The following is a 23,345-nucleotide window of genomic DNA, read 5'->3' as shown; positions in this document are numbered from 1 at the left end:
CGGCGGAACCCGCGCCGGCAGGCCGGTTTCGGGCTGATAAACCACGCTTCTTACGGACGTCCCGAGATGCCCGAAAGCACTATGATCATCCCGCATGTCGGCCTAACGACGAGAAAGAACCCACCATGAGCGCGCACCCCGGGGCCGATGGTGTGCCCCTCCCCCCTGAACTGCGGCCGCTGGACGGCGGCGATCCCCGTGCCATCGGCCCCTACACGGTGGTCGGGCGGCTGGGGCAGGGGGGCATGGGCACCGTCTTCGGCGCGGTGGGCGCCGAGGGCACCTGCATCGCGGTCAAGGTGGTCCACGAGCGCTTCGCCGAGGACCCCGCGTTCCGGGAGGCCTTCGCGCGCGAGGTCGAGCTGATGCGGCGGGTGCGCGGCGTCTACACCGCGGCCGTGCACGCCGCCGACACCGAGGCCGCGCGCCCCTGGGTGGCCACCGACTTCGTACCGGGGACAACCCTGCGCCGGCGCGTCGAGCAGGAGGGGCCGCTGGAGCCCGACATGCTCCTGGCGTTCGCCGCCGGTACCGCCGAGGCGCTGACCGCCATCCACGCCGCCGGGATCGCGCACTGCGACGTCAAGCCCGGCAACGTCATGCTCTCCCCCGAGGGGCCGCGCGTCCTCGACTTCGGCATCGCGCGCCCCGCCGGCCGCAGCGCGGCCGGGCGCACCGCCGGGGCGACCTTCGGCTCGCCGGGCTGGGTGAGCCCCGAGCGCTACCGGGGCGCCGAGCCGGGCATGCCCGCCGACGTGTTCGCCTGGGGCTGCCTGGTCGCCTACGCCGCCACCGGGCGCCCGCCGTTCGGCACCGGCGACGCCCAGGACAAGCGGCGGCGGACCCTCGCGGGCGACGCCGACCTGGCCGGGGTGCCCGACACCCTGCGGCCGGTGGTCGAACTGGCCATGGCCGCCGACCCGGCCGCGCGGCCCACCGCCGAGAGCGTCTACCGGGGGCTGATCGCGTTCGCCTCGCCCGACGACATCTCGCGCGTGGAGACCCGCGACCTCACCCGGCGGCTGCTGGACGTGGTGGGCAGCCGCTGGCGCGGCATCGACGCGAGCTGGCACGACCCGCGGAAGTGGCTGGCGGCCGCCCGGTTCGCCGGCGCGGTCGGCGGCGCGGCGCTGGCCGCGGGCGGCGGTGCGGCCGGCGTGGGCGGTGCCGGCGCCGGTGCGGCGGGCGCCGCCGGTGCGGGGGCGGGCACGGGAGGCGCCGGAGGCGGCGCCGGGCTCGCGGGGGCCGCGGGCGGCGCCGGCGCGGCGGGCGCCACGGGCGCGGGCGGCGCCGGCGCGGCCGGGGGCGCCACCGCCGGGGCCGCGGCGGGCGGGCTGAAGATCGGCGCCATCGCCGCCTCGGCCGTCATCGTGGTCGGCGGCCTGGGCGCGGGCGGGTACTTCACCCTCGACGCGCTCTCCTCGGAGAACGAGCCGCCGCAGGAGCAGGCCGCACCCTCGCCCTCGCCCACCCTGGGCACGCCCGACGAGATCGTCGCCGGGATCGTGCGGACGGTGGAGACCGCCGACAGCTACCGCGCCGTCGAGGCGACCACGCCCACCGACGGCCTCCCCTCGCAGGTGGAGCACGTGCTCTCCACCTCCGGCGGCGAACCCGTCTTCCAGACGACCACCGTCACCGGCAGCCCCGAGTCGCCCGAGTTCGCCATGGACCTGATCTACCGGCCCGAGGCCGACACGCTCATCGAGCGCACCTGGGGCCCGGGGGCGCCCTCCGACGACTACGTCGCCTCGTCCACCGCCGTGAACGAGGCCGTCCGCTGGCAGAACTCGCGCGCCGTCGTGCTCGCCCCGCTGGAAAGCCTGGCCGACACCATGGAGGTCGGCGGGCGGAGCGAGGACGAGGTCGACGGCACCCCGGCGGTGCGCGTCACCGGCACCTTCGACCTGGACGTGCCCAACGGGGAGTTCCCCTTCGAGGCCGACGGCCTGGACTTCAGCCTGTGGGCGGCCATGGACGGCAGCCCGCTCCGGCTGGAGTACGAACTCACCGGCGACGACCCCCTCGCCGCCACCGAGTACGTCTGGACCTACGGCGGCTTCGACGGCCTGGACGGCGACCTGTGCGGCGCGGTCGAGGGCGTCCCCTCCGTGGAGCGGGCCCTGCTGGTGCCCACCGACGACGGCATCGACTGCGGCGAGGCGCGCGCCGTCGCCGAGGAGTACCTGGCCATGCCCGACGAGGAGAAGGAGGGCAGCGGCTACGTCGCCGAGGTGGACGGCTGGGTGTGCGGGCTGGCCTCCACCGCCGAGGTGGCCAACCGCCTGTCGGAGGCGGCCGGCACCTGCTACCAGGGGGAGCTGGGCGCCCGGGAGCGGGTGGACCTGGTCCGGCTGCACTGAGGCGGCGGGCGGCGGCCGGACGGGTCCGGCCGCCGCCCGCGGGGGCCCGCCGCGCCGTCAGGCGCTGCGCCGCCCCACCTCTTCGGCGGCCGGGCGCGGCGCGGCGGCCGTGCGGCGGGCGATGCGCCCGCCCCGGTCGGCGGGCACGATCAGCGGGGTGCCGGTCTCGGGGTCGGGGATGACGCGCACCGGCAGCCCGAACACCTCCTCCACCAGCTGCTCGGTGACGATCTCGGCGGGGTCGCCCTCGGCCGCCACCTGCCCCTCCTTCATCACGATCAGGTGGGTGGCGTACCGGCAGGCGTGGTTGAGGTCGTGCAGCACCGCCACCAGCGTGTAGGACCGCTCGTGGTGCAGCTCCGCGCACAGGTCGAGCACGTCCATCTGGTGGGCGATGTCCAGGTAGGTGGTTGGCTCGTCCAGCAGCAGCAGCGGCGTCTGCTGGGCCAGCACCATCGCCAGCCACACGCGCTGGCGCTGCCCGCCCGACAGCTCGTCCACCATGCGCCCGGCCAGGTCGGTGACACCGGTGGCGTCCATGGCCTCGGTGATGACCTGCTCGTCGGAGCGCGACCACTGCTTGAGGAATCTCTGGTGCGGGTAGCGCCCGCGCGCCACCAGGTCGGCCACGGTGATCCCGTCGGGCGCGATGGAGCTCTGCGGCAGCAGGCCCAGCCGCCGCGCGACCTCCTTGGAGGGGTAGGAGCTGATGAGCCGGCCGTCGAGGTGCACGGCGCCCTGGCTGGGCTTGAGCATCCGCGACAGGGCCCGCAGCAGGGTGGACTTGCCGCAGGCGTTGGGCCCGACGATGACCGTGAAGGAGTTGTCCGGGATGGAGATCCCCAGGTCACGGGAGATGACACTCTGGTCGTAGGCCAGGGTCAGGTTCTCCCCCCACAACCGGGACGGTTCGGACATCGCTGCTCCTCGCTGCTTCACGTTGCCGGACTCAGGCATTTCCGGTCCGCCATTCTCGGTACAGCACCCAGACGAGGTAGCTGCCCCCGATGACGGCGGTCACCACCCCGACCGGAAGCTGGGTGGGCGCCAGGGCCCGCTGCGCCACCAGGTCGGCGGCCGAGAGCAGCAGCGCCCCCATCAGCGCGGCGCCCATCAGCGCCGTGCCGCTGGTGCGGGCCAGGCGGCGGACCAGCTGGGGCGCCGCCAGGGCGATGAAGGCGATGGGACCGGCCACGGCGATGGCCGCGCCGGTGAGGGCGCTGGCCGCCAGCAGCGCCGCGACCTGGGTGCAGCCCACGGGCACGCCCAGCGCCTGCGCGGTGGAGTCGCCCATCTCCATCAGCCGCAGCCGCCGCCCCAGCAGCAGCACCACCGGCATCAGCACCGCGCACGAGGCCGCGATGGTGAGCGCCTGGCCCCACGCGGTGCCGTTGAGGCTGCCGATCATCCACACCTGGGCGGTCATGGCCTCGGTCAGTTCGGCGCGGGTCATCAGGTAGTCGCGCACCGACAGCAGCATGGCGTTGATGCCGATGCCCACGAGCACCAGCCGGTAGCCCTGCACACCGCGCTTGAGCGCGAGCAGGTACACCAGCCCGGCGGTGGCCACACCGCCGACGATGGCGCCCAGGGAGACCTGGAGGGTGCTGCCGCCCAGCACCAGGATCACGGCCACCGCGCCGGCCGAGGCGCCGCCGGTGAACCCGATGATGTCGGGGCTGCCCAGCGGGTTGCGCGACAGGCTCTGGAACACCGCGCCGGCGATGCCCAGCGCCGCGCCGACCAGCACCGCCGCCAGCGCGCGGGGCAGCCGGACGTCGCGCACGAAGAACAGGTCCAGGCGTTCGCCGTAGCCGACCAGCGCCCACAGCACCCGGTCCAGCGCGATGGTGTAGTCGCCCACGGCCAGGGACACCGCGAAGACGGCGGCGGTGGCGGCCAGCAGGCCGGTGTACACGGCGGCGACGCGGGGGCGCACCATCACCGACACCCGGCCGCCGGCCAGGCGCAGCACGGGGGCCGGGCGCGTGCGCCGGCCCCCCGCGGCGGTGTCCTGGGCGCCGGTGCCGGCGCCGCGCGCGCGGGCGGGGGTCAGGGTCATAGCTGGGCCATCCTTCTGCGCCGCACCAGCATGATGAACACGGGGGCGCCCACCAGCGCGGTGATGATGCCGACCTCCAGCTCGCCCGTCGCGGGCAGCACCCGGCCGACGATGTCGGCCCCGGTCAGCAGGATCGCCGCGAGCAGCGCCGAGTAGGGCAGCAGCCAGCGCTGGTCGGGGCCGGTCATGGAGCGCGCCACGTGCGGGACGATGAGCCCGACGAACCAGATCGGGCCGGCGGCCGCGGTGGCGCCGCCGCACAGCAGCACGATCGCCAGCGCCACCAGCGCGCGGGTGCGGTTGATGTGGGCGCCCAGGGCGGCGGCGAGGTCCTCGCCGAGCGCGATGGTGTTGAGCGCGGGGCCCAGCGCCAGGGCCAGCACGATCCCCACCGCCAGGAACGGCCAGATGCGCGCGAACAGCTCCAGGTCGCGGCCCACGAGCGAGCCGACCTGCCAGAACCGGATCTGGTCGAAGACGAACTCGTTGAGCACGGTGATCCCGTAGACGAACCCCTGGAGCACGGCGGCCAGGGCGGTGCCGGCGAGCGCGAGCCGCACGGGGGTGGCGCCGGCGCGCCCGCGCGAGCCCAGCGCGTAGACCAGCACGGCGGCCACGGCGGCGCCGGCGAACCCGAACCACACGTAGGCGGTGGGGCTGGTCAGGCCGAAGACGAAGATGGCGACGACCACGGCCGCCGCGGCACCGGAGTTCACCCCGAGGATCCCCGGCTCGGCGATGGGGTTGCGGGTGAGGCCCTGCATGAGGGCCCCGGCCAGGCCCAGGGCCGCGCCGACGAACACGCCCAGCACGGTGCGCGGCAGGCGCAGCTCCCACACCACGCTGGTGTCGTAGCCGCCGTCGGGGTTCCACACCGCGTCCCACACGACGGGCAGCGGGATGTCCTTGGCGCCGACGGCGACGCTGAGCATGGCGCAGAAGAGCAGCGCCGCGAGGAGGACGAGCAGGCCGCCGGCGCGCAGCAGGTGGGTGCGGGCGGCGGCGCGGGTGCGGCGGTCGAGCGCGTGCGCGGCGACCACGGAGTCGGGGGCGGCGGGGTCCTCGCCCTCGGCCCCGGCGACGGCGGACGGCCGCTCCAGGCTCATCGCACCCCGCCGGGGCGGGCGGCCGTGACGGCCACGGGCACAAACACGACGCTTCCTCCCGGTTGTCCGCGCAAACTTAGTAGAGGCTAACCTATCCCGTGATCTCGGTGGAAGTGGGCACCGGGGTGGTCGGCGCCGCTTTTCGGACGGTGCCGCCGACCAACGCTCCCTCCCCGTACGCCCCCGCGCCCGCGCGGCGCCCGCCGGTCAGCGCCGGGTGATGCGCGGCGGGTCGAACACCCGCACCGGCGGCGGGGTGCCGTGGTAGCGCCGCACCTCCACCAGCACGTGCTGGCCGGTGGTGCCCTGGCTGAGCGACGAGGACCCCACGTCGGCGGTGAGCACGTTGGGGTTGCCGTGCACGCAGGTCACCTCCTGCGACGAGGGGTCGTACCAGGCACCGGTGGACAGCTGCACCACGTCGCGCCGCACGTGCGCGCTGACCTCCACACCGGCGAGCAGGCTGCCCCGGTCGTTCTCCACGACCACCACGTCGCCGTCGGACACCCCCCGCGCGGCGGCGTCGCCGGGGTGCATCCGCAGCCGCGCCCGCCCGGCGACCTTCAGCGAGCGGCTGTAGGCGCCCATGTCCTGCTGGCTGTGCAGGCGGCCCCGGGGCTGGTTGGCCACCATCAGCAGCGGCCAGGTGCGGGCGCGCGCCGAACCCAGGCGCTCCTCGGCGGGCAGCCACACCGGGTGGCCGGGGCAGTCGGCGTAGCCGAAGGAGGCGACGGTCGCGGAGTACAGCTCGATGCGCCCGCTGGGGGTGGCCAGGGGGTGGGTGTCGGGGTCGGCGCGGAACTCGGCGAACAGGGCGGTGTCGTCGCGCCGGTCGGGGATCGCCACGCTCCCGGCGGCCCAGAACGCGTCGAAGTCGGGGAGGTCGGCCCGCCCCGCGTAGCGCCCGCGCCACTCCTCGTAGACGTGCCGCAGCCACTGCGCCGACGAGCGGCCCTCGGTGAACTCCGCGGCGACCCCCATGCGCTCGGCCAGGCCGGTGTAGATGTCGTACTCGTCGCGGGCCGCGCCGTGCGGGGGAACCGCCCGGGGCATGGCGCGCAGCGCGGCGTCGCCCCGGCTGGCGCCGATGTCGTCGCGCTCCAGGGTGGTGGTGGAGGGCAGCACGATGTCGGCGTGGCGGGCCGTGGCGGTCCAGTGGGTCTCGACCACCACGACCGTGTCGGGGCGGCCGAAGGCGCGGGTGAGCCGGGACAGGTCCTGGTGGTGGTGGAAGGGGTTGCCGCCCGACCACGCCACCAGCCGGATGTCGGGATAGGTGGAGCGGGTGCCGTCGTAGTCGTACTCCGCGCCGGGGTTGAGCAGCATGTCGGCGACCCGGGCGACCGGGATGGCGCTGTCGATCGGCCGCCGGCCCTGCGGCAGGCGCGGCAGCCCGCCGGGGGTGGACCCGGCGCCGTAGTTGCCCGCCGAGCCGTAGCCGGAGGCGAACCCGCCGCCGGGCAGCCCGATCTGGCCCAGGCAGGCGGCCAGGGCGATCCCCGCCCACAGCGGCTGCTCGCCGAATCGGGTGCGCTGCACCGACCAGCCCACGTTGACGAGGGTGCGGCCGCGGGCCATGCGGCGGGCGAGGGCGCGCAGGTCCTCGGCGGGCAGGCCGCTGACGCGCGCCGCCCAGTCGGCGGACTTGGGGGTGCCGTCGTCGTGCCCGAGCACGTAGCGGCGCAGCACGGCGGCGCCGACGGTGTAGCGGTCGAGGAAGGCGGTGTCGGCCAGGCCCTCGGTGAAGAGGGTGTGGATCAGGCCCAGCAGCACGGCGGTGTCGGTGCCGGGGTCGGCGGGCAGCCACTGGGCGCCGATGTCGTCCAGGGTGTCGTCGCGCAGCGGGCTGACCGAGACGAAGCCCACGCCCTTGGCGGCGGCGGCGCGCATGCCCTCGGCGGCGACCTGGCGGTGCCGGCCGCCGGAGCTGACGTGGGTGTTGGACACCCGCAGCCCGCCGAAGGAGACCACCAGGTCGGTGTGCTCGGCGATGGCCTCCCAGGTGGGCGCGCTGTGCAGCACATCGGCCAGCCCGGGCCGGCCCAGGACGTGCGGCAGCAGGACCTCGACCCCGGCGTGGCTGTAGGTGTCGCGCGAGCGGGTGTAGCCGCCGATGGTGTTGAGGAAGCGGTGCAGCTGGCTCTGCGAGTGGTGCACGCGCCCGGCGCTGCCCCAGCCGTAGGAGCCGCCGTAGATCGCGGTGTTGCCGTGCTCGCGGCGCACTCGGTCGAGTTCGGCGGCGAGCAGGTCCAGCGCGGTGTCCCAGTCCACGGCGACGTACTCGTCGTCGGGGTCGCCGCGCCGGCCGTCGGGGCCGGGCCCGTTCTCCAGCCAGCGCCGCCGCACGGCGGGGGCGGCCACCCGCGTGGGGTGGTGCTGGGCACCGGGCACGTTGCCCATGAGGGGCGAGGGGTCGGCGTCGTGGGCGCCGGGCCGCACGCCCACCACCCGGTCGCCCGACACCAGGACGTCGTAGGTGCCCCAGTGCGCGGTGGTCGGGTAGGCCTTCGGCGCGGTGTCGTCCGGTGCGGTCATGCTGTCCCTTCCTCCGGGCGCTCCCTTTGCCCTGCTCTGCACTTTATGCACTGATGGAGGGCGGCCGCGCGGCCGCCCCCGCGTGTGCTTTGCGAGGATGGCGGACGGGGCCGCGGGCCCCGGGACGACCTGGTCGAGGCGAAGGAGGCGGACATGGGCTCGGTGGCATCGCGGTCGCGGCGCTCGGTGCTCGCGGTGCCGGGGTCCAACCCCCGGTTCATCGAGAAGGCGCGCGGGCTGGAGGTGGACGCGTTCTTCCTGGACCTGGAGGACGCCGTGGCGCCGCTCGCCAAGGAGGCGGCGCGCGAGACCGTGGTGGCCGCGCTCAAGGAGGGCGGGTGGGGCGGCAAGGTCCGCACCGTGCGGGTCAACGACCTGTCCACGCCCTGGACCTACCGCGACGTGATCACCGTGGTCGAGGGCGCCGGCGCGGAACTGGACTGCCTGGTGCTGCCCAAGGTCACCGGCCCCGACCACGTGCGGTGGCTGGACACCCTGCTCACCCAGATCGAGGCGGCCACCGGCCTGGAGCCGGGCCGCATCGGCATCGAGGCGCAGATCGAGGACGCGCGCGGCCTGGTCAACGTCGACGCCATCGCGGCGGCCTCGCCCCGGCTGGAGAGCCTGGTGTACGGCCCGGCCGACTTCATGGCCTCCATCAACATGAAGACGCTGGTGGTCGGTGAGCAGCCGCCGGGCTACGACGTGGGCGACGCCTACCACTACGTGCTGATGCGGATCCTCATGGCCGCCCGCGCCCACGGGCTCCAGGCGATCGACGGCCCCTACCTGCAGATCCGCGACGTGGACGCGTTCGCCCGCTCGGCCGCGCGCTCGGCGGCGCTGGGCTTCGACGGCAAGTGGGTGCTGCACCCGCTCCAGGTGGAGGCGGCCAACGCCGCCTACTCCCCCAGCCAGGAGGACTACGACCACGCCGAGCGGATCCTGGCGGCCTACGAGCACGCCACCACCGTGGAGCGGCGCGGCGCGGTGATGCTCGGCGAGGAGATGCTGGACGAGGCGTCGCGCAAGATGGCGCTGGTGGTGGCGGGCAAGGGCCGCGCGGCCGGGATGCGGCCCACCCCGCCCGCCGAGGGCGGCGGGCGTCCGGAGTAGCCCGCGCGCCGACCGCCCCGGCCGGGCGGGGCGGTCCGGCCGGGCGGAAGGGGCGCGCACCCCCTTCCGCAGGGGCCCGGCGCGGGGTAGTTTTGTTTGCCACAGTCAAACGTTCCTGCTCCGGCGGGCACACCCGGCCGGAGGACCTCGCCTCGGGGGCAGCCATGGGCACCACCGCCGCGCCGCACGTCCCACCGCGGGACGTCTTCGCCATCCGCGCGTTCAACCGGTTCTTCACCCGCCGGGTCGGGGTGCTGCGCCCCACTCTGCTGGACTCCCCCTGGACGCTGACCGAGGTGCGGATCATGTACGAACTGCGCCACCGCGGCCGCACCGAGGCGCTGGCGCTGCGCCGCGACCTCGACATGGACCCCGGCCAGCTCAGCCGCGTCCTGTCCCGGCTGGAGCGCGGCGGCCTGGTCGTGCGCTCGCCCTCGCCCGACGACGGCCGCCGCCAGCTGGTCGAGCTGACCGCCGAGGGCTCCCGCGTCTCCGCCGAACTGGACGAGCGCTCCAACACCCAGATCGAGGAGCTGATCGCGCACCTGGCCCCCGCCGACCGGCAGCGGCTGCTGGCGGCGCTGGCCACGGTGCGCCACCTGCTCGACGCCCCGGCGGCCCGCCGCGCGGCGCGGGGCGGCGCGCCGGAGCCCGCGGTGCTGCTGCGCGCGCCGCGCCCCGGCGACCTGGGGTGGGTGGTCGAGCGCCACGGCGCGCTCTACGCGGCCGAGTACGGCTGGGACCGGACGTTCGAGGCGTCGGTCGCCCGCATCGTGGCCGACTTCGGCGCCGGCTTCGACCCCGCGGCCGAGGCCATGTGGATCGCCGAACTCGACGGCGAGCGGGTGGGGTGCGTGGCCTGCGTCCGCGACGATGCCCAGACGGCCCGGCTGCGCCTGCTGTTCGTGGAGCCCTCGGCGCGCGGTCTGGGTACCGGCTCCCGGTTGGTCGGCACCTGCGTGGCCTTCGCCCGCGAGGCGGGCTACCGGCGCATGACGCTGTCGACGGTGTCGGTGCTGCGCTCGGCCCTGCGCATCTACGAGGCGGCGGGGTTCCGGCTCACCCGCTCCGCGCCCGCCCGCCTCTACGGCGCCGACCTGGTGCCCCAGGACTGGGACATGGACCTGTGAGGCCCGCCGGCGCGCGGAACCGGAACCGTTCCGTGTCGCGGCACGTCAGAGGTGCGTCACCAGGGAACGGACCGGCGGCGGCGCGGCCGGGGAACGGAGCGGCGCGTGGACGGCAGGTCGGTAGGAACGGGCATCCCGCTCGGCGTGGCCATCGGCATCTCCCTGGGGGTGGCCATGGACAACCTCGCCCTGGGCGCCGTCTTCGGTGTTGCCATCGGGATCACGTTCAGCGTCTCCTTCGCCGCCGCCGCCAAGCGCGGCGCCCCGGCCTCCGGGGAGTCCGAGGGCCTCGAGGGCACTGGCGGCACCGATGACGCCGACGGCACCGGCCCGAGCACACCGGAGAAGAGCTGACGTGCGCGCCCTCTTCGAGCGCTTCACCGGAATCCTCATCGGCTCCTCGTTCGGGACGGTCTTCGTCCTGGTCAACGCGCACGCCCCCCTACCCGCCGCCGCGGGCGCCGCGCTGCGCGTCCTGGCCCTCGCCTGCCTGGCCGCCACCGTGGTCCTGGGCGTGCTCGCCGCCCGGGCCGCCCCGCCCGCCACCGCTCCCGGCCGCGCCATGTTCGGCCGCGGCTACGCGGCCGTGGTGGCGGCCGAGGCGCTGCTGCTCTTCGGCGGCTTCCCGGTGCTGCGCGCCCTGGGCGCCCCCGCCGAGGCCAACGTCGCCTGGGTGGCGCTCGTCGTGGGCCTGCACTTCGTCGCGCTGATGGCGGTCTGGCGCGAGCGCGGCATCGCCGTGCCCGGCGCCGTGCTCACCGCCCTGGGCGCGGCCGGGTTCGCCCTGCTGGCCACCCCCGCCGCCGCCTGGACGCCGTTCGTCAGCGGTGTGCTCTCCGGTGCCACCCTGCTCGCCTGCGGCCTGTACGTGGTGCTGGCCGCCCGCCGCACCGCCGCGGCGGCTTGACGCGGCGCACAACACGCCCTCGTGCCGCTCTTACCGGCGGCTAACCCTGATGGGACACCATTGGCTGCATGAGCCGAGCCAGCCGCGTCCTGATCGCCGACGACGACCGCGCCATCCGCGACTCCCTGGAGCGGGCCCTCCAGCTGGAGGGCTACGAGGTGCGCACCGTGGCCGACGGCGTGCAGGCGCTGGCCGCCGTCCACGGCGACCCGGTGGACCTGCTGGTGCTGGACGTGATGATGCCCGGTGTCGACGGCCTGGGCGTGTGCCGGGTGCTGCGGGCCGAGGGCGACCGCACCCCCATCCTCATGCTGACCGCGCGGGTGGAGACCCCCGACCGGGTCGCCGGGCTGGACGCCGGGGCCGACGACTACCTGCCCAAGCCCTTCGAGCTGGACGAACTGCTGGCGCGGCTGCGCGCCCTGCTGCGCCGCGCCGCGCCCGCCGAGGACGGCGAGGGCGCGCAGCTGCTCCGGGTCGGCGACCTGCGGATGGACCCCGGCGCGCGGCGCGTCTGGCGCGGCGGCACCGAGGTGGTGCTGTCCAAGACAGAGTTCGACCTGCTGGAACTGCTGGTGCGCAACGCCGGGATCGTGCTGGACCACGCCACCATCTACGACCGCATCTGGGGCTACGACTTCGGCCCGGAGTCCAAGAACCTGGCCGTCTACATCAGCTACCTGCGCCGCAAGCTGGAGCCGCAGGGCACCCCGCCGCTCATCCAGACCGTGCGGGGCGTCGGCTACACGGTGCGCCCGCAGACGTCGAGGTGACCTGCGATGCCCCAGATGCCCCGGCCGGGCCTGGGCGTGCCGCCGCTGAGCGAGTGGCGGCTGGGCACCCGCTTCGCCGTGCTGTTCGCCCTGGTGGCCACCGTGGTCATCGCGGTGGTGGGCTCGCTGGCCTACAACACCGCCGCGTTCATGATCCGCACCGACGCCCAGAACGAGTTCGACGCCACCGTCGCCAACCTCACCGACGAGCTGCGCGGCGCCACCCAGCCGCCCGGCTACGGCAACCGCACCCTCACCCTGCTGCACTCCAACTCCTTCACCTACCAGATGGTCAGCCCCGACGGCGGGGTGTCGCTGCCGATCCGCCCCGGAGAGCAGGTGCGATTCCTGCCAACGGGCGAGGAGGACCGCGAGATCGCGCTGGAGCAGGAGCCCGGCGTCGTCCACACCCGTGAGGACAGCGCCGAGGGCGAGCGGTACCGCATCGCCACCGTCTCGCTGGGCGACGCCCAGGGCGCGCTGCAGATCGGGCAGCGGCTCTCGCCCACCGAGAGCATGCTCGACCAGCTCGCGGGGCAGATGCTGGGCGTGGGCGTGATGGTGGCGATCGGCGCCGCCGTCGCCGGCTGGCTGGTGGGGCGGGGCGTCACCGGCCGGCTGGTGCGGCTCACCGAGGCCGCCGAGTACGTCAGCGCCACCGGCCGCCTGGACTACCCGATGCCGGGGGGCGACAACGGCGGGGCCGGCCGCGACGAGGTGGGCCGGCTCGGCAACGCCTTCAGCGCGATGCTGGCGCGGCTGGCCGGGGCCAAGGAGGAGCAGCGCCGCCTGGTGCAGAACGCCTCGCACGAGCTGCGTACCCCGCTGACCAGCGTGCGCACCAACGTGAGCGTCATGAAGCGGTTCGACCGCCTCTCGCCGGAGGCGCGCGAGCGGCTGGTCGAGGACCTGCAGAGCGAGACCCGGGAGCTGACCGACCTGGTCAACGAGCTGGTGGAGCTGGCGACCGACAGCCGCGAGGACGAGCGCCCGCGCGAACTCCACCTGGGCGCCATGGCCGAGCGGGTCGCCGCGCGCACGCGGCGCCGGACCGGGCGCGACGTGGTGGTGGACGCCGACGACACGGTGGTGATGGGCCGGCCCACCGCCCTGGAGCGGGCGCTGTCCAACCCGGTGGAGAACGCCGCCAAGTTCGACCCCGGAGGCAGCGCCCCCATCGAGATCGTGATCCGCCGGGGCCGGGTGGAGGTGCGCGACCGGGGCCCGGGCATCGACCCCGCGGAGCTGGCGCACATCTTCGAGCGCTTCTACCGGGCGACCTCGGCCCGCAGCCTGCCCGGATCGGGCCTGGGGCTGTCCATGGTGCAGGACATCGTCACCGCGCACGGCGGGCGGGTCCTGGCGCGCAACCGGCCCGACGGCGGCGCCGTGGTGGGGTTCTGGCTGCCCCCGCTGCCGCCGGAGGCCGCGGCGGCGGAGTGAACCGGCGGCCGGGCGCGCGGGCTCACTCCACGGCGGGGTTGGCCGAGCGCCGCACCGGGCGGTGCGGGGCCGCGCCGCGCGTGTGCGGCGGCACGGCCGCACGCGTGGCGCGCCGGCCGCGCCCGCCGGGATCGGCGGGTGCCCGCTCGGCCGCCTCGGACGGCGCCGCGGATCGGGGGGCCGCGTCGGCGCGCTGCCGCGTCGGCGGCCCGCTGCTGCGCGCCAGCGTGACCACGCCCACCGCGCCCAGCACCGCGGCGGCCAGCGCCACGGTGCCGTCGAGCAGGCCGGTGGGCAGCCGCTCGTCGAAGAACGCCACCCCCATGGCGGTCGCGGCCAGGGGGGCGGAGATCAGCAGCACCGAGTAGGCGAGCGCGAAGTGCCCGGTGCGGTAGGAGTTCTGCACGATGACCGCGCCGCTGAGCCCGATCACCAGGCCCACGGCGGTGAGCGGCTGGAGCACCGCCGACAGGTCGGCCACCGCCGCCGACCCGATGACGCGGGCCAGCGCCGAGGTGCCGCCGTAGGCCACACCGCCCGCCAGCGCCAGGATCCAGGCCGAGGTGGTCGGGCCGCTGAACCGGGCGGCGGCCACGGCCAGCAGCATCGCGCCCGCGCAGCCCAGCGGCAGCAGCACGGTCTCGGCGCCGGTCAGGACCGGTGAGCTGGCGTGGTCGGGGATGGTGGCGAGCAGGCCGATGAGCGCGGCGGTGACCGCGAGCGACCCGAACACCTGCGCGGGGGTGAGCCGCTGGCGCCGGAAGAACGCCGAGAGCATCACCGCGAACATCAGGCCGCTCATGCCGATCGGCTGCACGATGACCAGCGGGGCGTGCCCCAGCGCCACCATGTGCGCCAGCACACCCGAGGCGGTCATGAAGGTGCCCAGGCACCAGCCCTTGCTGCGCAGCAGGGAGCCCAGGAGCCGCAGCTGGCCGCCGGTCCGGGGCGCGGCGACCACGGCCCGCTCCTGGAACGCGGCTCCGGCCGCGACGGCGAGCGCACCCGCGATGGCGATAACCACTGGCCACGTCATGAGCGGTCGCGCCCTCCTAGCGGTGCACCTGTGTGGTCGGCGATGGGACCACCGGACGATGGGGTTGCCCCGGCGTCCGCCATCGGCGGATCCGGTGACGGCGTGCGGGCGGAACCGCCGCCGGCGCCGGCGGGCGCGGGCGGCGGGCACAGCGAGGACGTGTCCGCGAAAGTGCGGCGCCGAGCGGCGCCGGGAGCCGTCCGGTTCCCGGCACAGGTATCGGTGCCGCGCGCCCGCGGGCACGGGCTGAGTCTGGCATGCCGCACTCGCCGGTGCCGCACTCAGGGCGGCGGTCGCCGGCGGCCAGGGCCTCCGGACGCGCCCTCGGGCCGCGTGCGCGCCCGCACGTGGTCCGCGCTCCTGAGTACCACCCTGGCCTCGGCATTGTCCTGGCCGGAAAGTGAAACCCTGATAAACAGGGCACGCCCGCACCCCCGGCGTCACCCGTGTGCCACGGCCGACTACCCCGTGTGCCCGCGCCTACCCCCCGCACCGCCCGGACCCGCCGCCCGCGCGGCGCCGCGCGGGCGGGCGCCGCCGCGCAAACGGCGGCGCACCGCGGCCTCAGCCCGACCGCGCCGCCCAGGGGCGGGCGAGGTCGCGGTAGATCTCCTCGTAGCGCGCGCACGAGACCTGGTGGTCGTGGCGGGCGGCGCGGCGGCGGCAGGCCCGGCCCATGCGGGCGCGCTCCTCGGGGGCGGCCAGGATCTCGCTCACGTACTTCGCCAGTTCCCCGGCGGCACCCGGCTGGTACAGGTAGCCGTTGTGCCCGGGCCGCACCAGGTGCGGCAGCGCCAGCGCGTCGGCGGCCACCACCGGCAGCCCGCTGGCCATCGCCTCCAGGGTCGCGATGCTCTGCAGCTCGGCGGTCCCGGCGATGGTGAACACGTCGCCGGAGTGGTAGACGTCGGGCAGGTCGCCGTTGGGCACGTGCCCCAGCAGGTGGACCCGGTCGGCGACCCCGTGCTCGGCGGCCAGCGCCTCCAGGTGGCGGCGCTGGGAGCCCGACCCCGCCACCACCAGCTGCGCGCCGGGCGCGGTGACGTGGGGCAGCGCCTCGACGAGGTCGGCGATGTTCTTCTCCGCGTCGAGGCGGCCGACGAACACCATGGTGGGGCGGTCGGGCACGCCCAGCCTGGCGCGGACGGCGGAGCGCGCGGCCGCGCCGCCCGCGAGCGGCCGGAAGCGGTCCAGGTCGGTGCCGCACGAGACCGCCTCGACGGCGCGGTGGAAGCCCTTGTCCCGCAGCAGGCGCGCCGCGATGCGGGTCGGCGTGGTGACGCGGTCGGCCTGGGAGTACACCCGCACGAAGTCGCGCCAGGCGTAGGCGCCCAGCGCGCCGCGCAGCGCCGGCGGGCAGCGCAGGTAGGCGAACAGGTTCTCCGGCATGAAGTGGTTGGTGGCCACGACCGGGACCCCGTGGCGGCGGGCCGCCCCCAGCAGGAGGCGGCCGACGATGAAGTGGTTCTGGATGTGCACGGCGTCGGGCCGCAGCCGCCGCATCAGGCGGTCGATGTGGCCGGGCGCGCCGGGCGGCAGGGCCAGCCGCACCAACTCGTGGACGAGGGAGGGCATCGAGCGCAGCCGGTGCTCGACCACGCCCTCGGCGCCGGCCACGCGGGGCGCGCCGTCGGGCGAGGGGCACACCATGTGCAGGTCCACGCCGCGCTCGGCCAGCCCGCGGGCCAGGCGGGCGGTGAACAGGGCGGCGCCGTTGACGTCGGGCGGGTAGGTGTCGGTGCCCATGAGGACCCGCAGCCGGCGGCGGGCGGCGTCCGGCCGCGCGGCGGGGTCCGAGGAGAAGGATGGTTCGCCCATGGTCAGGTCTCCGGAGTCGGCGCGGGTGAGCGGGGCCGCGCCCTGGTCGGGGTCGGCGTGATGGGCCGACCGCCGCGGCCGCCTCGGCGGTCGCGAACGGCGGCGGCAGGCCCGCGCGGCAGCGGGGCACCGCCCGCTGCCGCGAACGGTACCCCGTGATCGGGGCCGTACACCGGCGCCGCGCGCGGGAACGCGCGGCCCCCTGACCAGGCCGTCCTCGCCGCCGCGCCGGTGGGCGGCCCGCGCGGCGCCCGTGGCCGGGTCCGGCCGCGGGCGGCGGTGCCCGCGGGCGCCGTTCTCGCCGCCGTACCCCTGGACACGCGCGGGGACCCGGCGCGCTCCCCCAGTCGACGCGCCGGGTCCCCGTCTTCCCCGTGTGGACTTCTCGGACGCCGTGTCCGCCGGCGTCCGGCGGACGGCGGGCCTCGGCGGGCGCGGGGCCGCCCTCGGGCCCCGCGCCCGCGCGCGGCTCAGTTGCCGATGCTCTCCGAGGACTGCGCGGATAGGGTGACCTGGGTCTCGCGCTCCCGGCCGTCGCGCACGTAGCCGACGGTGATGGTGTCACCGGGCTGGTGGGAGCGGACGGCGGCGATGACCGCGTCCGAGCTCTCCATCTGCTCGCCCTCGATCGAGGTGATGACGTCGCCCTCACGGAGCCCCGCCTGGTCGGCGGCCCCGTCGTTGGTGGTCTCCACGATCGTGGCGCCCTCGGAGTCGGCCTGGCCGGAGATGGTGGCCTCGATGGCGGCGTACTCGGCGCTGCCGTCGGCGATCAACTGCTCGGCGATGGGCTTGGCCTGGTTGATCGGGATGGCGAACCCCAGGCCGATCGACCCGCTCTCGCCGCCGCTGCCGCTCGTGCCGACGATGGCGGTGTTGATGCCGATGACCTCGCCGCTCATGTTCATCAGCGGGCCGCCGGAGTTGCCCGGGTTGATGGGCGCGTCGGTCTGGATGGCGTTGATGACGGTGGAGGTCTGGCCCTGCTGCTGCTCGGGCTGCTGGCTGAACGGGTCCTGCTCCTCGGGCAGCCCGAACGGGTTCTGCGGCTGCTCCTCCTGGCCGCTGACGCCGGTGTTGACCGGGCGGTCGACGGCGCTGACCACGCCGCTGGTGACGGTGCCCGACAGCCCCAGCGGCGAGCCGATCGCCACGACGTCGGCGCCCACCTCGACCTTGTCGGAGTCGCCGAGGTCGGCGGCGGTCAGGCCGCTCTGCCCCTCGGCCTGGATGACCGCCAGGTCGGAGACGGGGTCGGCGCCCAGCACCTCGGCGCGCGCCTCGCTGCCGTCGTTGAACTGCACGGTGATCCCGCCCGCCTCCTTGGCGCCCGCCACCACGTGGTTGTTGGTGAGGATCTGGCCGTCGGAGCTGATGATGACACCGCTGCCGCCGGCCGCCCCCGCCTCGATGGAGACGACGCTGGGCAGCGCGGCCTCGGCGACGTTGCTGACCGTGCCGCTGGAGACCGAGCCCTCGGAGGGGTCGGTCAGGGAGTTCTGGGTCCCGCCCAGGAAGTAGGTGCTGATGACGGCGGCTGCGGGGCCCACGATCGCGCTCGTGATGATCGCCGTGATGGCGGCGACCAGCAGCACCCGGTTGCGCTTGAAGAACGGCTCGCGCGGCGGGCGGTCGCCGCCGGGCGGCAGGTGCGCGGGGTCGTAAGGCGGCGGAGGGCCGTAGCCGCCGCCCGGCCCGCCGGGACCCGCCGGTCCGGCCGGGCCTCCCGCGTGCCAGCCGCCGGAGTGGGCGGCGTGCTCGGGGCCGCCGGGGCCGGGGGGCCCGCCGTAGCCGCCGGGGCCGCGCCCCGGTTCGGCGGTGCCGTAGGGGTCGGTGGGGGCGGCCCCGCCCGCCGCCGCTCCGGCCGCGGCCGGTGCGGCGGGCGCGGCCCACGCGGGGCTCGCGCCGGGAGCCGGGTGGCCGTGGGAGGAGGGGGCGGGATGGCCGCCGCCCGGCGCGGAGAAGGCGCCGGCGGTGCCGTAGGGGTCGGTCTGGCCGTAGGGGGTGGCGGCCGGGGCGGCCTGCCGGGGCTCGCCGTGGGTGTCGGCGGGCGCCTCGGCCGGTGCTCCGCCCGGCTCACCGGTGGCCGCGGCCGCCGCCGCGGGCGCGGCCTCGGGTTCGCCGAACCGGGGGGCGCTCTGGGAGCGGGGCGGCCGGTTGGCCACCGCCGAGCGCCACGGCACGGGGGTCGGGGTGGGGTCGGCGCCGGGTCCCGTCGCCGCCTCGGCGCCGCCGTCGGCGCCCGCCTCGGCCTCGGGGGCCGGCTGCGGCTCCGCGTCCGGGGGCGCGCCCTGGTCCCGGGGGGCCTCGGCGTCGTCCTGGCGCCCGGCGGCGGGGGCGTCCTCGCCGGGTTCCGCGGAGGGCGCGGGCGCACCGGGCGTCGAGGGGGCCGCGGGGGCGCCGAGGACGGCGGTGTCGGCGGCGGACGCCTCGGCCGGCTCCGGCTGGCGGCCGTCGCCGTCCTGGCCCTCGTGGGGGGAGCCCTTGGTGGGGTCGGTCGCACTCATGTGTCCTCCGGATGCTCGACCTGTTACCGACAACAATCGGCGGCTGAGGTTAGAACGCGGTGAGACGGCGGATAGGTCGGGTTTCGAGTCGGCCCGGGGGCGGCCGGGCGGCCCGCTCCCCCCACACCGGGTGCGGAGGGCTTCTGCCCATTTACCGGTAAGAGGCGACATCGGCGCGCCGCCCACGTTCCGACCGGAATCTGAACGATCATCGAGGATACCGAGCGCCGGCGGCCCCCGCCCCGGCGCCGGGCGCGGCCGGACCCGCCCGGCCGCGCCGACGCCCCCCGCACGAGCGACCGCGTGGCCGCCCACTGACCCTGGGTTCCGTGGGCCACGCGGTCTCCCCCGGGGCAGCCGCCGGAGAGTGGGCGGCGCCGCGCCTGCGGTCCCCCGGGCGCCCGCTCCGCGCGGTGCGCGGTCGGCTCGGCGGATCGCCGTCACCGCCGCATGTCCGCCTCCGCGCCGGCGCGCCCGGCCTACGTGGTCCGCCCGCCCGGTGCGGTGCCCGCCACGGCGGCCGAGGCCCTGCTCACCCGCTGCCGTCGCCGGTCTCGGCGGGCAGGTCGGGGTTGGGCGCCCAGGCGCTCCAGGAACCGGGGTAGAGGCGGGCGCCGCTGTAGCCGGCGAGTTCGAGCGCGAGGAGGTCGTGGCAGGCGGTCACGCCCGAGCCGCAGTAGGCGGTGACCGTGTCGGCGGTGTCGACACCCAGCGCGCGGAAGCGCTCGCGCAGCCGCTCGGGCGCGGCGAACCGGCCGTCCTCGGCGAGGTTGCCCGCCCACGCGGCGCTGCGCGCGCCGGGGATGTGGCCGGGGCGCAGGTCGACGGGCGCGGGGGCCTCGCCGGTGTAGCGCTCGCGGGTGCGGGCGTCCACGAGCACGTGCCGGGGGTCGCCCGCCTCCGCCAGCACGGTCTCGGTGTCCACGATCCGGTCGGCCGGCCAGACCACGGGAGTGCGCGGGCGGGGCGCGGGCTCGACGGGGCCGGTGGCCAGTTCGCCCCGCCAGGCGGCGATACCGCCGTCGAGCAGGGCCGCGGGCGAGCCGAGGGCGCGCAGCATCCACACCAGCCGTGCGGCGACCGAGCCGTTGACGTCGTCGTAGCCGACGACGGGTGTGCCGTCGCCGATGCCCAGCCGCGCGAGGGTGGCCGCGAACGTGTCGGGGTCGGGCAGGGGATGGCGTCCGGTGCCCTCGCGGGCGGGCGCGGAGAGGTCGTGGTCGACGTCCACGAACACCGCGCCGGGCAGGTGCCCGCGCAGGTACTCCTCGCGGGCGGACCTTCCGTCGAGGTAGAACCGCACGTCGGCCACGAGGACGTCGCCGTGGTGCTCGGCCAGCCACTCCGCGCTCACCAGGACCGGGAGCCCCGGGGCTCCGTCGTTAGTCGTCATGACGGCACGGTACCCAGTCGCGGGTCCGCGGGAGCCGAGCCCGCGGGATCAGGCGCGGGGCGCGGGGCCTCGGGTGACGCGGCGCACCCAGAGCAGGCCCAGCACGGGCAGCACCAGGGGGATGAACAGGTAGCCGCTGCCGAACCCGGACCACACGGTGTCGTCGGGGAAGGCGGCGGGGTCGAACACGCTGAACGCGCCGACGACCAGCACGCCGAGCAGTTCGACCGCGCACGAGACCGCGGCCACGCGCAGCGAGGTCCGCCCGCCCCGCACGAGGCCGACCGTGGCGACGATGTAGATCACCCCGGCCAGGGCCGAGAGGAGGTAGGCCAGCGGAGCCTCGTCGAAGCGGGTGAGGATCTGCACCGCGGCGCGCGAGGTGGCGGCGATGGCGAAGACCGCGTAGACGGCCACGAGCACGCGGCCCGGGCCGGTGCGGCCGGCGGCGTCAGACACTTGCGGGGTTCCAGAGCTGTTCGAGGCGGACCATCATGACGGGCAGGATCAGGCACGCGAAGGCGATCACGGCGGGGCCCCAGCGGCTGCGCTCCATGAACCCCCACACCGCGCACGCGGGCGGCACGAGCACGACCGTGATCAGGTAGCTGACGAAGACGATGAACTCGCCGGGGCGCTCGCCGCCGGCCATGAGGACCGTGGAGACCACGCCCTGGCCGATGAGCAGCAGCCACAGCACCGCCATGCCCACCAGGTGCGGCACGACCATCGGCTGGTCGCGGAAGACCGAGATGAGGCACCACCCGGCCATGACCAGCGACGCGAGCTGGATGGTGGTGGTCAGCCCCTCGACCATGGGTTCCTACCTCCACCGAACGTGAGTCGACGTCCCCCGCGCGGCGGGGCGTCCCAGCACGTCAGGGCGCGACCTGGCCACCGCGGTTTCTACGACGCACTGTAGTACTTTCCGGGGAGGTCGGGGAAATCAGCCGGCGCGGCCGCACCGGGCACCGCGCGGCGGGCCCCGCGCGCGGGCGCGGGCCCTCGGGAGCCCGGCCCGCTTCGCCGCCCTCGGCCACGGCCCCCGCCTGCTCCGAGGGGAAAGCGGAACGGGCGAAACCGCGGGGCGCGAAATCCGCGTCACGGCGGCGCGGCCGAGTGGCGTTCGTCATTTCTCCTCGTCGTCGCGTTCGTGCCGGCCGCCCCTGCCGCCGCCCTCGGTATCCGGCGCGGGCACGGGAACCGGCTGGGGCAACTGGCCGTCGTTTTCCGGCTTTTCATGCCGACCCATCGACCGTCCTCCATCTGCGATAGAAGCTTCCCTCCGACAAAGAGTAACCGTTCCACTACAGCATTTATTCGATATGGCCCACACCGGCCAATCGGGCTACGGTGAACACCGGAGAACCCCCTAAAGGAAGGCGGAACCGGGCCCAGTTCAGGCCAGGCCATATCCGGATATTATGGAAACATGAACGGCGAAACCATCGCCAGAGAATGTTTCTCCGAGTTCTATGCCCTGCGCCCGCCCCCTGGCTTAGCATCAGCCTGACGACCGGCTCGTGCATCCCTCCCCGACCGTCTTTATCTCTCTCAATTCGGAGACTCCGATGCTTGATCGCCTGCGCGATCGTCCTGCCGCCGCCCTCAATCTCGACACCTACCTCGCCGATTACCGCCGCGAGTACGGCGGCGGCGGAGTGACGTGGAAACTCGAACGCATCCAGACCTTGAGCAAGCCCGGCGACCCAAGTTGGGAGGCGTTCGCGGCAGGCGACTGGTCCCGGGCGCTGGAATTGACCGAGGCCGCCCGGCCCCGGGCCGACGCCATGGTCGCCAAGTGCGCCGAGGACGGCGTGGTGACACGGCACATCCGCGTCGTCGAGGACCCGGTCAGCCCCTACCTGCAGTGGGAGATGCAGTTCCTGCGCATGCTGGCCGAGGCCGGGCGGCCCCTTCGGGTGGTCACCGCCGCCCAGGTGGCGCACTGGGAGCACGAGCGCATGCTCCCCGAGATCGTGGTTTTGGGCGACCGCGTGCTGTACCTCGTCCGCTACGACTCCGCGGGAAAGCCGTTCGGCGCCTGGCGGATCGGCGACCGCGACGTGATCGCCAGAAGCAGCGTCGAACTCGACGCCTTGTTCCGATCGGGCGAACCCCTCCTGGAGTACTTCCACCGCGAGATCGCGGACCTTCCGCCCCCGGCCGTCCGCACGTGAACACGCCGACCGGGGCCGGAAGCACCGGCACGGATCAGTTCTTGGGGGCCCACTTCTCCGGCGGGAACCACGCTCGCATGTTCCGCGGATCGACCGGAACCGAGATGTGCTCGTGCGTGATCAGCCACCGGCCGCCCGTCCGCCGGAAGCCCACCGTGGAACGCACCCAGATCGAACTTCGCACCCCGTTCTTTCGCGTGCCGCTGTCCAGGTGCAGCATGTGCGCGAACGCGGCGCCGCCGCCCACCGCGACGGACAGCTCATGCGTTTCCAGACTGATAGGCCCGTCGTATTCCCCGAACCACCGCACAAAGTTGCGGCGGACCGCGTCTTCACCCACGAATTGGAGCGGGGGAACGACATCGTGGTAAACGACTCCGGGAGAATAGAGCGACATCAGCCGGTCGACGTCCTTTGCCGCACAGGCATCGGCCCTGCGGTCCAAAAGCTCGCGGATCTCGGTTTCGTAAGCGGCCATCGGCTCCTCCGTCCAGTAGCGCACCGCACCGGGCCCACCCCACCGGCGGCCCCGCGGTCTCACCCCTCCGACACGACAGCCCCGAGGATTGTGACGCCCACCCGGCGAAGGCCCCGCCCTCGGCGGAGCCCGGCGGGTCAGCGGGGTGGGTGTGCGGGGGCTCGGGGGGCGGGGACGGGGCGGCGGGGGCGGCCGAAGGCGAGGGCCACGAGGAGGAGGACCATCGCGCCGATCGTGGCCAGCATCGAGGCGACGTCCCAGACGACGGCCAGGCGGACCACCGCCTCGGACTGGCTGAGCAGCATGAAGGACGCGAAGAGCAGGGTCCGCAGAACGAGCAGGACTCCGGCGGTGCGGATGAGGACGGCGGCCCAGGTCTCGGCCTGGCCGGCGCGGATCAGCGCGAACACGGCGACCGCCAGGGGCAGGAGGTTGCTGATCCAGATGAGGGCGTAGTTGAGGGTGGTCACGGCGGTGTCGCCGGTGTGCATGGCGCGG

General features: G+C 75.4%; 21 protein-coding genes. 8 read left to right on the top strand and 13 right to left on the bottom strand.

Annotated features, from left to right (window positions below):
* Positions 1 to 125 precede the first annotated feature (125 nt).
* Positions 126 to 2,363 (top strand): serine/threonine-protein kinase, encoded by a 2,238-nt coding sequence (locus tag HNR12_RS19375; RefSeq protein ID WP_179768938.1) that lies wholly within the window; start codon positions 126 to 128, stop codon positions 2,361 to 2,363.
* A gap of 57 nt (positions 2,364 to 2,420) precedes the next feature.
* Here the strand turns inward: HNR12_RS19375 and HNR12_RS19370 are convergent, their stop codons facing one another.
* The 4 genes from HNR12_RS19370 to HNR12_RS19355 form a co-directional block, all read right to left on the bottom strand.
* A complete protein-coding gene (locus HNR12_RS19370; RefSeq protein WP_179768937.1) occupies positions 2,421 to 3,281 on the bottom strand; it encodes an ABC transporter ATP-binding protein in 861 nt (286 codons plus the stop codon).
* Positions 3,282 to 3,312: 31 nt separating this feature from the next.
* Positions 3,313 to 4,425 (bottom strand): FecCD family ABC transporter permease, encoded by a 1,113-nt coding sequence (locus tag HNR12_RS19365; RefSeq protein WP_179768936.1) that lies wholly within the window; start codon positions 4,423 to 4,425, stop codon positions 3,313 to 3,315.
* Positions 4,422 to 5,531 carry a FecCD family ABC transporter permease gene (locus HNR12_RS19360; protein ID WP_179768935.1) on the bottom strand — a complete coding sequence of 370 codons (1,110 nt, stop codon included), beginning with the start codon at positions 5,529 to 5,531 and terminating at the stop codon, positions 4,422 to 4,424. The genes HNR12_RS19365 and HNR12_RS19360 overlap by 4 nt, the downstream gene beginning before the upstream one ends.
* A 207-nt stretch (positions 5,532 to 5,738) precedes the next feature.
* On the bottom strand, positions 5,739 to 8,066 hold the full coding sequence (locus HNR12_RS19355; RefSeq protein WP_179768934.1) for a molybdopterin-dependent oxidoreductase: 2,328 nt from the start codon (positions 8,064 to 8,066) through the stop codon (positions 5,739 to 5,741).
* A 153-nt stretch (positions 8,067 to 8,219) separates the two neighbouring features.
* On the opposite strand from HNR12_RS19355, the gene HNR12_RS19350 reads away from it, so the two are divergent.
* The 6 genes from HNR12_RS19350 (at position 8,220) to HNR12_RS19325 (ending at position 13,435) form a co-directional block, all read left to right on the top strand.
* A complete protein-coding gene (locus HNR12_RS19350) occupies positions 8,220 to 9,182 on the top strand; it encodes an HpcH/HpaI aldolase/citrate lyase family protein (RefSeq protein WP_179768933.1) in 963 nt (320 codons plus the stop codon).
* A gap of 164 nt (positions 9,183 to 9,346) precedes the next feature.
* Entirely contained in the window at positions 9,347 to 10,312 is a 966-nt protein-coding gene (locus tag HNR12_RS19345) for a bifunctional helix-turn-helix transcriptional regulator/GNAT family N-acetyltransferase (protein WP_179768932.1), read from the top strand.
* Positions 10,313 to 10,417: 105 nt separating this feature from the next.
* Positions 10,418 to 10,666 (top strand): hypothetical protein, encoded by a 249-nt coding sequence (locus tag HNR12_RS27895; protein WP_218901983.1) that lies wholly within the window; start codon positions 10,418 to 10,420, stop codon positions 10,664 to 10,666.
* Position 10,667: 1 nt separating this feature from the next.
* A complete protein-coding gene (locus tag HNR12_RS19335) occupies positions 10,668 to 11,219 on the top strand; it encodes a hypothetical protein (protein WP_217781838.1) in 552 nt (183 codons plus the stop codon).
* A 68-nt stretch (positions 11,220 to 11,287) separates the two neighbouring features.
* Positions 11,288 to 11,992, top strand: a complete 705-nt coding sequence (locus HNR12_RS19330) for a response regulator transcription factor (protein ID WP_179768930.1) — start codon at positions 11,288 to 11,290, stop codon at positions 11,990 to 11,992.
* Between the two features lie 6 nt (positions 11,993 to 11,998).
* Entirely contained in the window at positions 11,999 to 13,435 is a 1,437-nt protein-coding gene (locus tag HNR12_RS19325; protein WP_179768929.1) for a sensor histidine kinase, read from the top strand.
* A gap of 22 nt (positions 13,436 to 13,457) precedes the next feature.
* Here the strand turns inward: HNR12_RS19325 and HNR12_RS19320 are convergent, their stop codons facing one another.
* The 7 genes from HNR12_RS19320 to HNR12_RS29220 all read right to left on the bottom strand — a co-directional run bounded on the left by HNR12_RS19320 (position 13,458) and on the right by HNR12_RS29220 (position 21,441).
* A complete protein-coding gene (locus HNR12_RS19320) occupies positions 13,458 to 14,471 on the bottom strand; it encodes a DMT family transporter (RefSeq protein WP_218901982.1) in 1,014 nt (337 codons plus the stop codon).
* A 564-nt stretch (positions 14,472 to 15,035) separates the two neighbouring features.
* Positions 15,036 to 16,289, bottom strand: coding sequence for a glycosyltransferase (locus HNR12_RS19315; protein ID WP_179768928.1), 1,254 nt, complete (start codon positions 16,287 to 16,289; stop codon positions 15,036 to 15,038).
* A 470-nt stretch (positions 16,290 to 16,759) separates the two neighbouring features.
* On the bottom strand, positions 16,760 to 18,796 hold the full coding sequence (locus HNR12_RS19310; RefSeq protein ID WP_179768927.1) for a S1C family serine protease: 2,037 nt from the start codon (positions 18,794 to 18,796) through the stop codon (positions 16,760 to 16,762).
* 532 nt (positions 18,797 to 19,328) lie between these two features.
* Positions 19,329 to 20,189: a sulfurtransferase gene (locus HNR12_RS19305; protein WP_179768926.1), complete on the bottom strand. Its 861-nt coding sequence runs from the start codon at positions 20,187 to 20,189 to the stop codon at positions 19,329 to 19,331.
* Positions 20,190 to 20,237: 48 nt separating this feature from the next.
* Positions 20,238 to 20,648, bottom strand: a complete 411-nt coding sequence (locus HNR12_RS19300) for a hypothetical protein (RefSeq protein WP_179768925.1) — start codon at positions 20,646 to 20,648, stop codon at positions 20,238 to 20,240.
* On the bottom strand, positions 20,641 to 21,006 hold the full coding sequence (locus HNR12_RS19295; RefSeq protein WP_179768924.1) for a hypothetical protein: 366 nt from the start codon (positions 21,004 to 21,006) through the stop codon (positions 20,641 to 20,643). Before HNR12_RS19295 ends, HNR12_RS19300 begins: the two co-directional genes overlap by 8 nt.
* Positions 21,007 to 21,318: 312 nt before the next feature.
* The gene (locus HNR12_RS29220) at positions 21,319 to 21,441 is read right to left on the bottom strand and encodes a hypothetical protein (protein WP_274613954.1); all 123 of its coding nucleotides are present in this window, start codon (positions 21,439 to 21,441) and stop codon (positions 21,319 to 21,321) included.
* Positions 21,442 to 21,760: 319 nt separating this feature from the next.
* Here HNR12_RS29220 and HNR12_RS19290 point away from each other — a divergent pair, with 319 nt between their 5' ends.
* Positions 21,761 to 22,369 carry a DUF6879 family protein gene (locus tag HNR12_RS19290; protein WP_179768923.1) on the top strand — a complete coding sequence of 203 codons (609 nt, stop codon included), beginning with the start codon at positions 21,761 to 21,763 and terminating at the stop codon, positions 22,367 to 22,369.
* Positions 22,370 to 22,403: 34 nt separating this feature from the next.
* Here HNR12_RS19290 and HNR12_RS19285 read toward each other — a convergent pair whose 3' ends face one another.
* Positions 22,404 to 22,847 (bottom strand): YybH family protein, encoded by a 444-nt coding sequence (locus HNR12_RS19285; RefSeq protein ID WP_179768922.1) that lies wholly within the window; start codon positions 22,845 to 22,847, stop codon positions 22,404 to 22,406.
* A 137-nt stretch (positions 22,848 to 22,984) separates the two neighbouring features.
* Positions 22,985 to 23,338 (bottom strand): hypothetical protein, encoded by a 354-nt coding sequence (locus HNR12_RS19280; RefSeq protein ID WP_179768921.1) that lies wholly within the window; start codon positions 23,336 to 23,338, stop codon positions 22,985 to 22,987.
* Between the last annotated feature and the right edge of the window lie 7 nt (positions 23,339 to 23,345).

Origin of the sequence: Streptomonospora nanhaiensis (assembly GCF_013410565.1) — a bacterium.
Taxonomy (GTDB): Bacteria; Actinomycetota; Actinomycetes; order Streptosporangiales; family Streptosporangiaceae; genus Streptomonospora; species Streptomonospora nanhaiensis.
Note: the sequence above shows the minus strand (reverse complement) of the source record. Positions and strands in the feature narration are given on the sequence as shown.

What these genes read in the sequence shown, in the direction of transcription:
- HNR12_RS19325 (WP_179768929.1), top strand. Translation starts at nt 11,999, where the DNA reads ATGCCCCAGATGCCCCGGCCGGGCCTGGGCGTGCCGCCGCTGAGCGAG.
- HNR12_RS19320 (WP_218901982.1), bottom strand. Translation starts at nt 14,471, where the DNA reads ATGACGTGGCCAGTGGTTATCGCCATCGCGGGTGCGCTCGCCGTCGCG.
- HNR12_RS19345 (WP_179768932.1), top strand. Translation starts at nt 9,347, where the DNA reads ATGGGCACCACCGCCGCGCCGCACGTCCCACCGCGGGACGTCTTCGCC.
- HNR12_RS19365 (WP_179768936.1), bottom strand. Translation starts at nt 4,425, where the DNA reads ATGACCCTGACCCCCGCCCGCGCGCGCGGCGCCGGCACCGGCGCCCAG.
- HNR12_RS19310 (WP_179768927.1), bottom strand. Translation starts at nt 18,796, where the DNA reads ATGAGTGCGACCGACCCCACCAAGGGCTCCCCCCACGAGGGCCAGGAC.
- HNR12_RS19360 (WP_179768935.1), bottom strand. Translation starts at nt 5,531, where the DNA reads ATGAGCCTGGAGCGGCCGTCCGCCGTCGCCGGGGCCGAGGGCGAGGAC.
- HNR12_RS19280 (WP_179768921.1), bottom strand. Translation starts at nt 23,338, where the DNA reads ATGCACACCGGCGACACCGCCGTGACCACCCTCAACTACGCCCTCATC.
- HNR12_RS19350 (WP_179768933.1), top strand. Translation starts at nt 8,220, where the DNA reads ATGGGCTCGGTGGCATCGCGGTCGCGGCGCTCGGTGCTCGCGGTGCCG.
- HNR12_RS19330 (WP_179768930.1), top strand. Translation starts at nt 11,288, where the DNA reads ATGAGCCGAGCCAGCCGCGTCCTGATCGCCGACGACGACCGCGCCATC.
- HNR12_RS19285 (WP_179768922.1), bottom strand. Translation starts at nt 22,847, where the DNA reads ATGGCCGCTTACGAAACCGAGATCCGCGAGCTTTTGGACCGCAGGGCC.
- HNR12_RS19290 (WP_179768923.1), top strand. Translation starts at nt 21,761, where the DNA reads ATGCTTGATCGCCTGCGCGATCGTCCTGCCGCCGCCCTCAATCTCGAC.
- HNR12_RS29220 (WP_274613954.1), bottom strand. Translation starts at nt 21,441, where the DNA reads ATGGGTCGGCATGAAAAGCCGGAAAACGACGGCCAGTTGCCCCAGCCG.
- HNR12_RS19355 (WP_179768934.1), bottom strand. Translation starts at nt 8,066, where the DNA reads ATGACCGCACCGGACGACACCGCGCCGAAGGCCTACCCGACCACCGCG.
- HNR12_RS19370 (WP_179768937.1), bottom strand. Translation starts at nt 3,281, where the DNA reads ATGTCCGAACCGTCCCGGTTGTGGGGGGAGAACCTGACCCTGGCCTAC.
- HNR12_RS19295 (WP_179768924.1), bottom strand. Translation starts at nt 21,006, where the DNA reads ATGGTCGAGGGGCTGACCACCACCATCCAGCTCGCGTCGCTGGTCATG.
- HNR12_RS19375 (WP_179768938.1), top strand. Translation starts at nt 126, where the DNA reads ATGAGCGCGCACCCCGGGGCCGATGGTGTGCCCCTCCCCCCTGAACTG.
- HNR12_RS19305 (WP_179768926.1), bottom strand. Translation starts at nt 20,189, where the DNA reads ATGACGACTAACGACGGAGCCCCGGGGCTCCCGGTCCTGGTGAGCGCG.
- HNR12_RS19315 (WP_179768928.1), bottom strand. Translation starts at nt 16,289, where the DNA reads ATGGGCGAACCATCCTTCTCCTCGGACCCCGCCGCGCGGCCGGACGCC.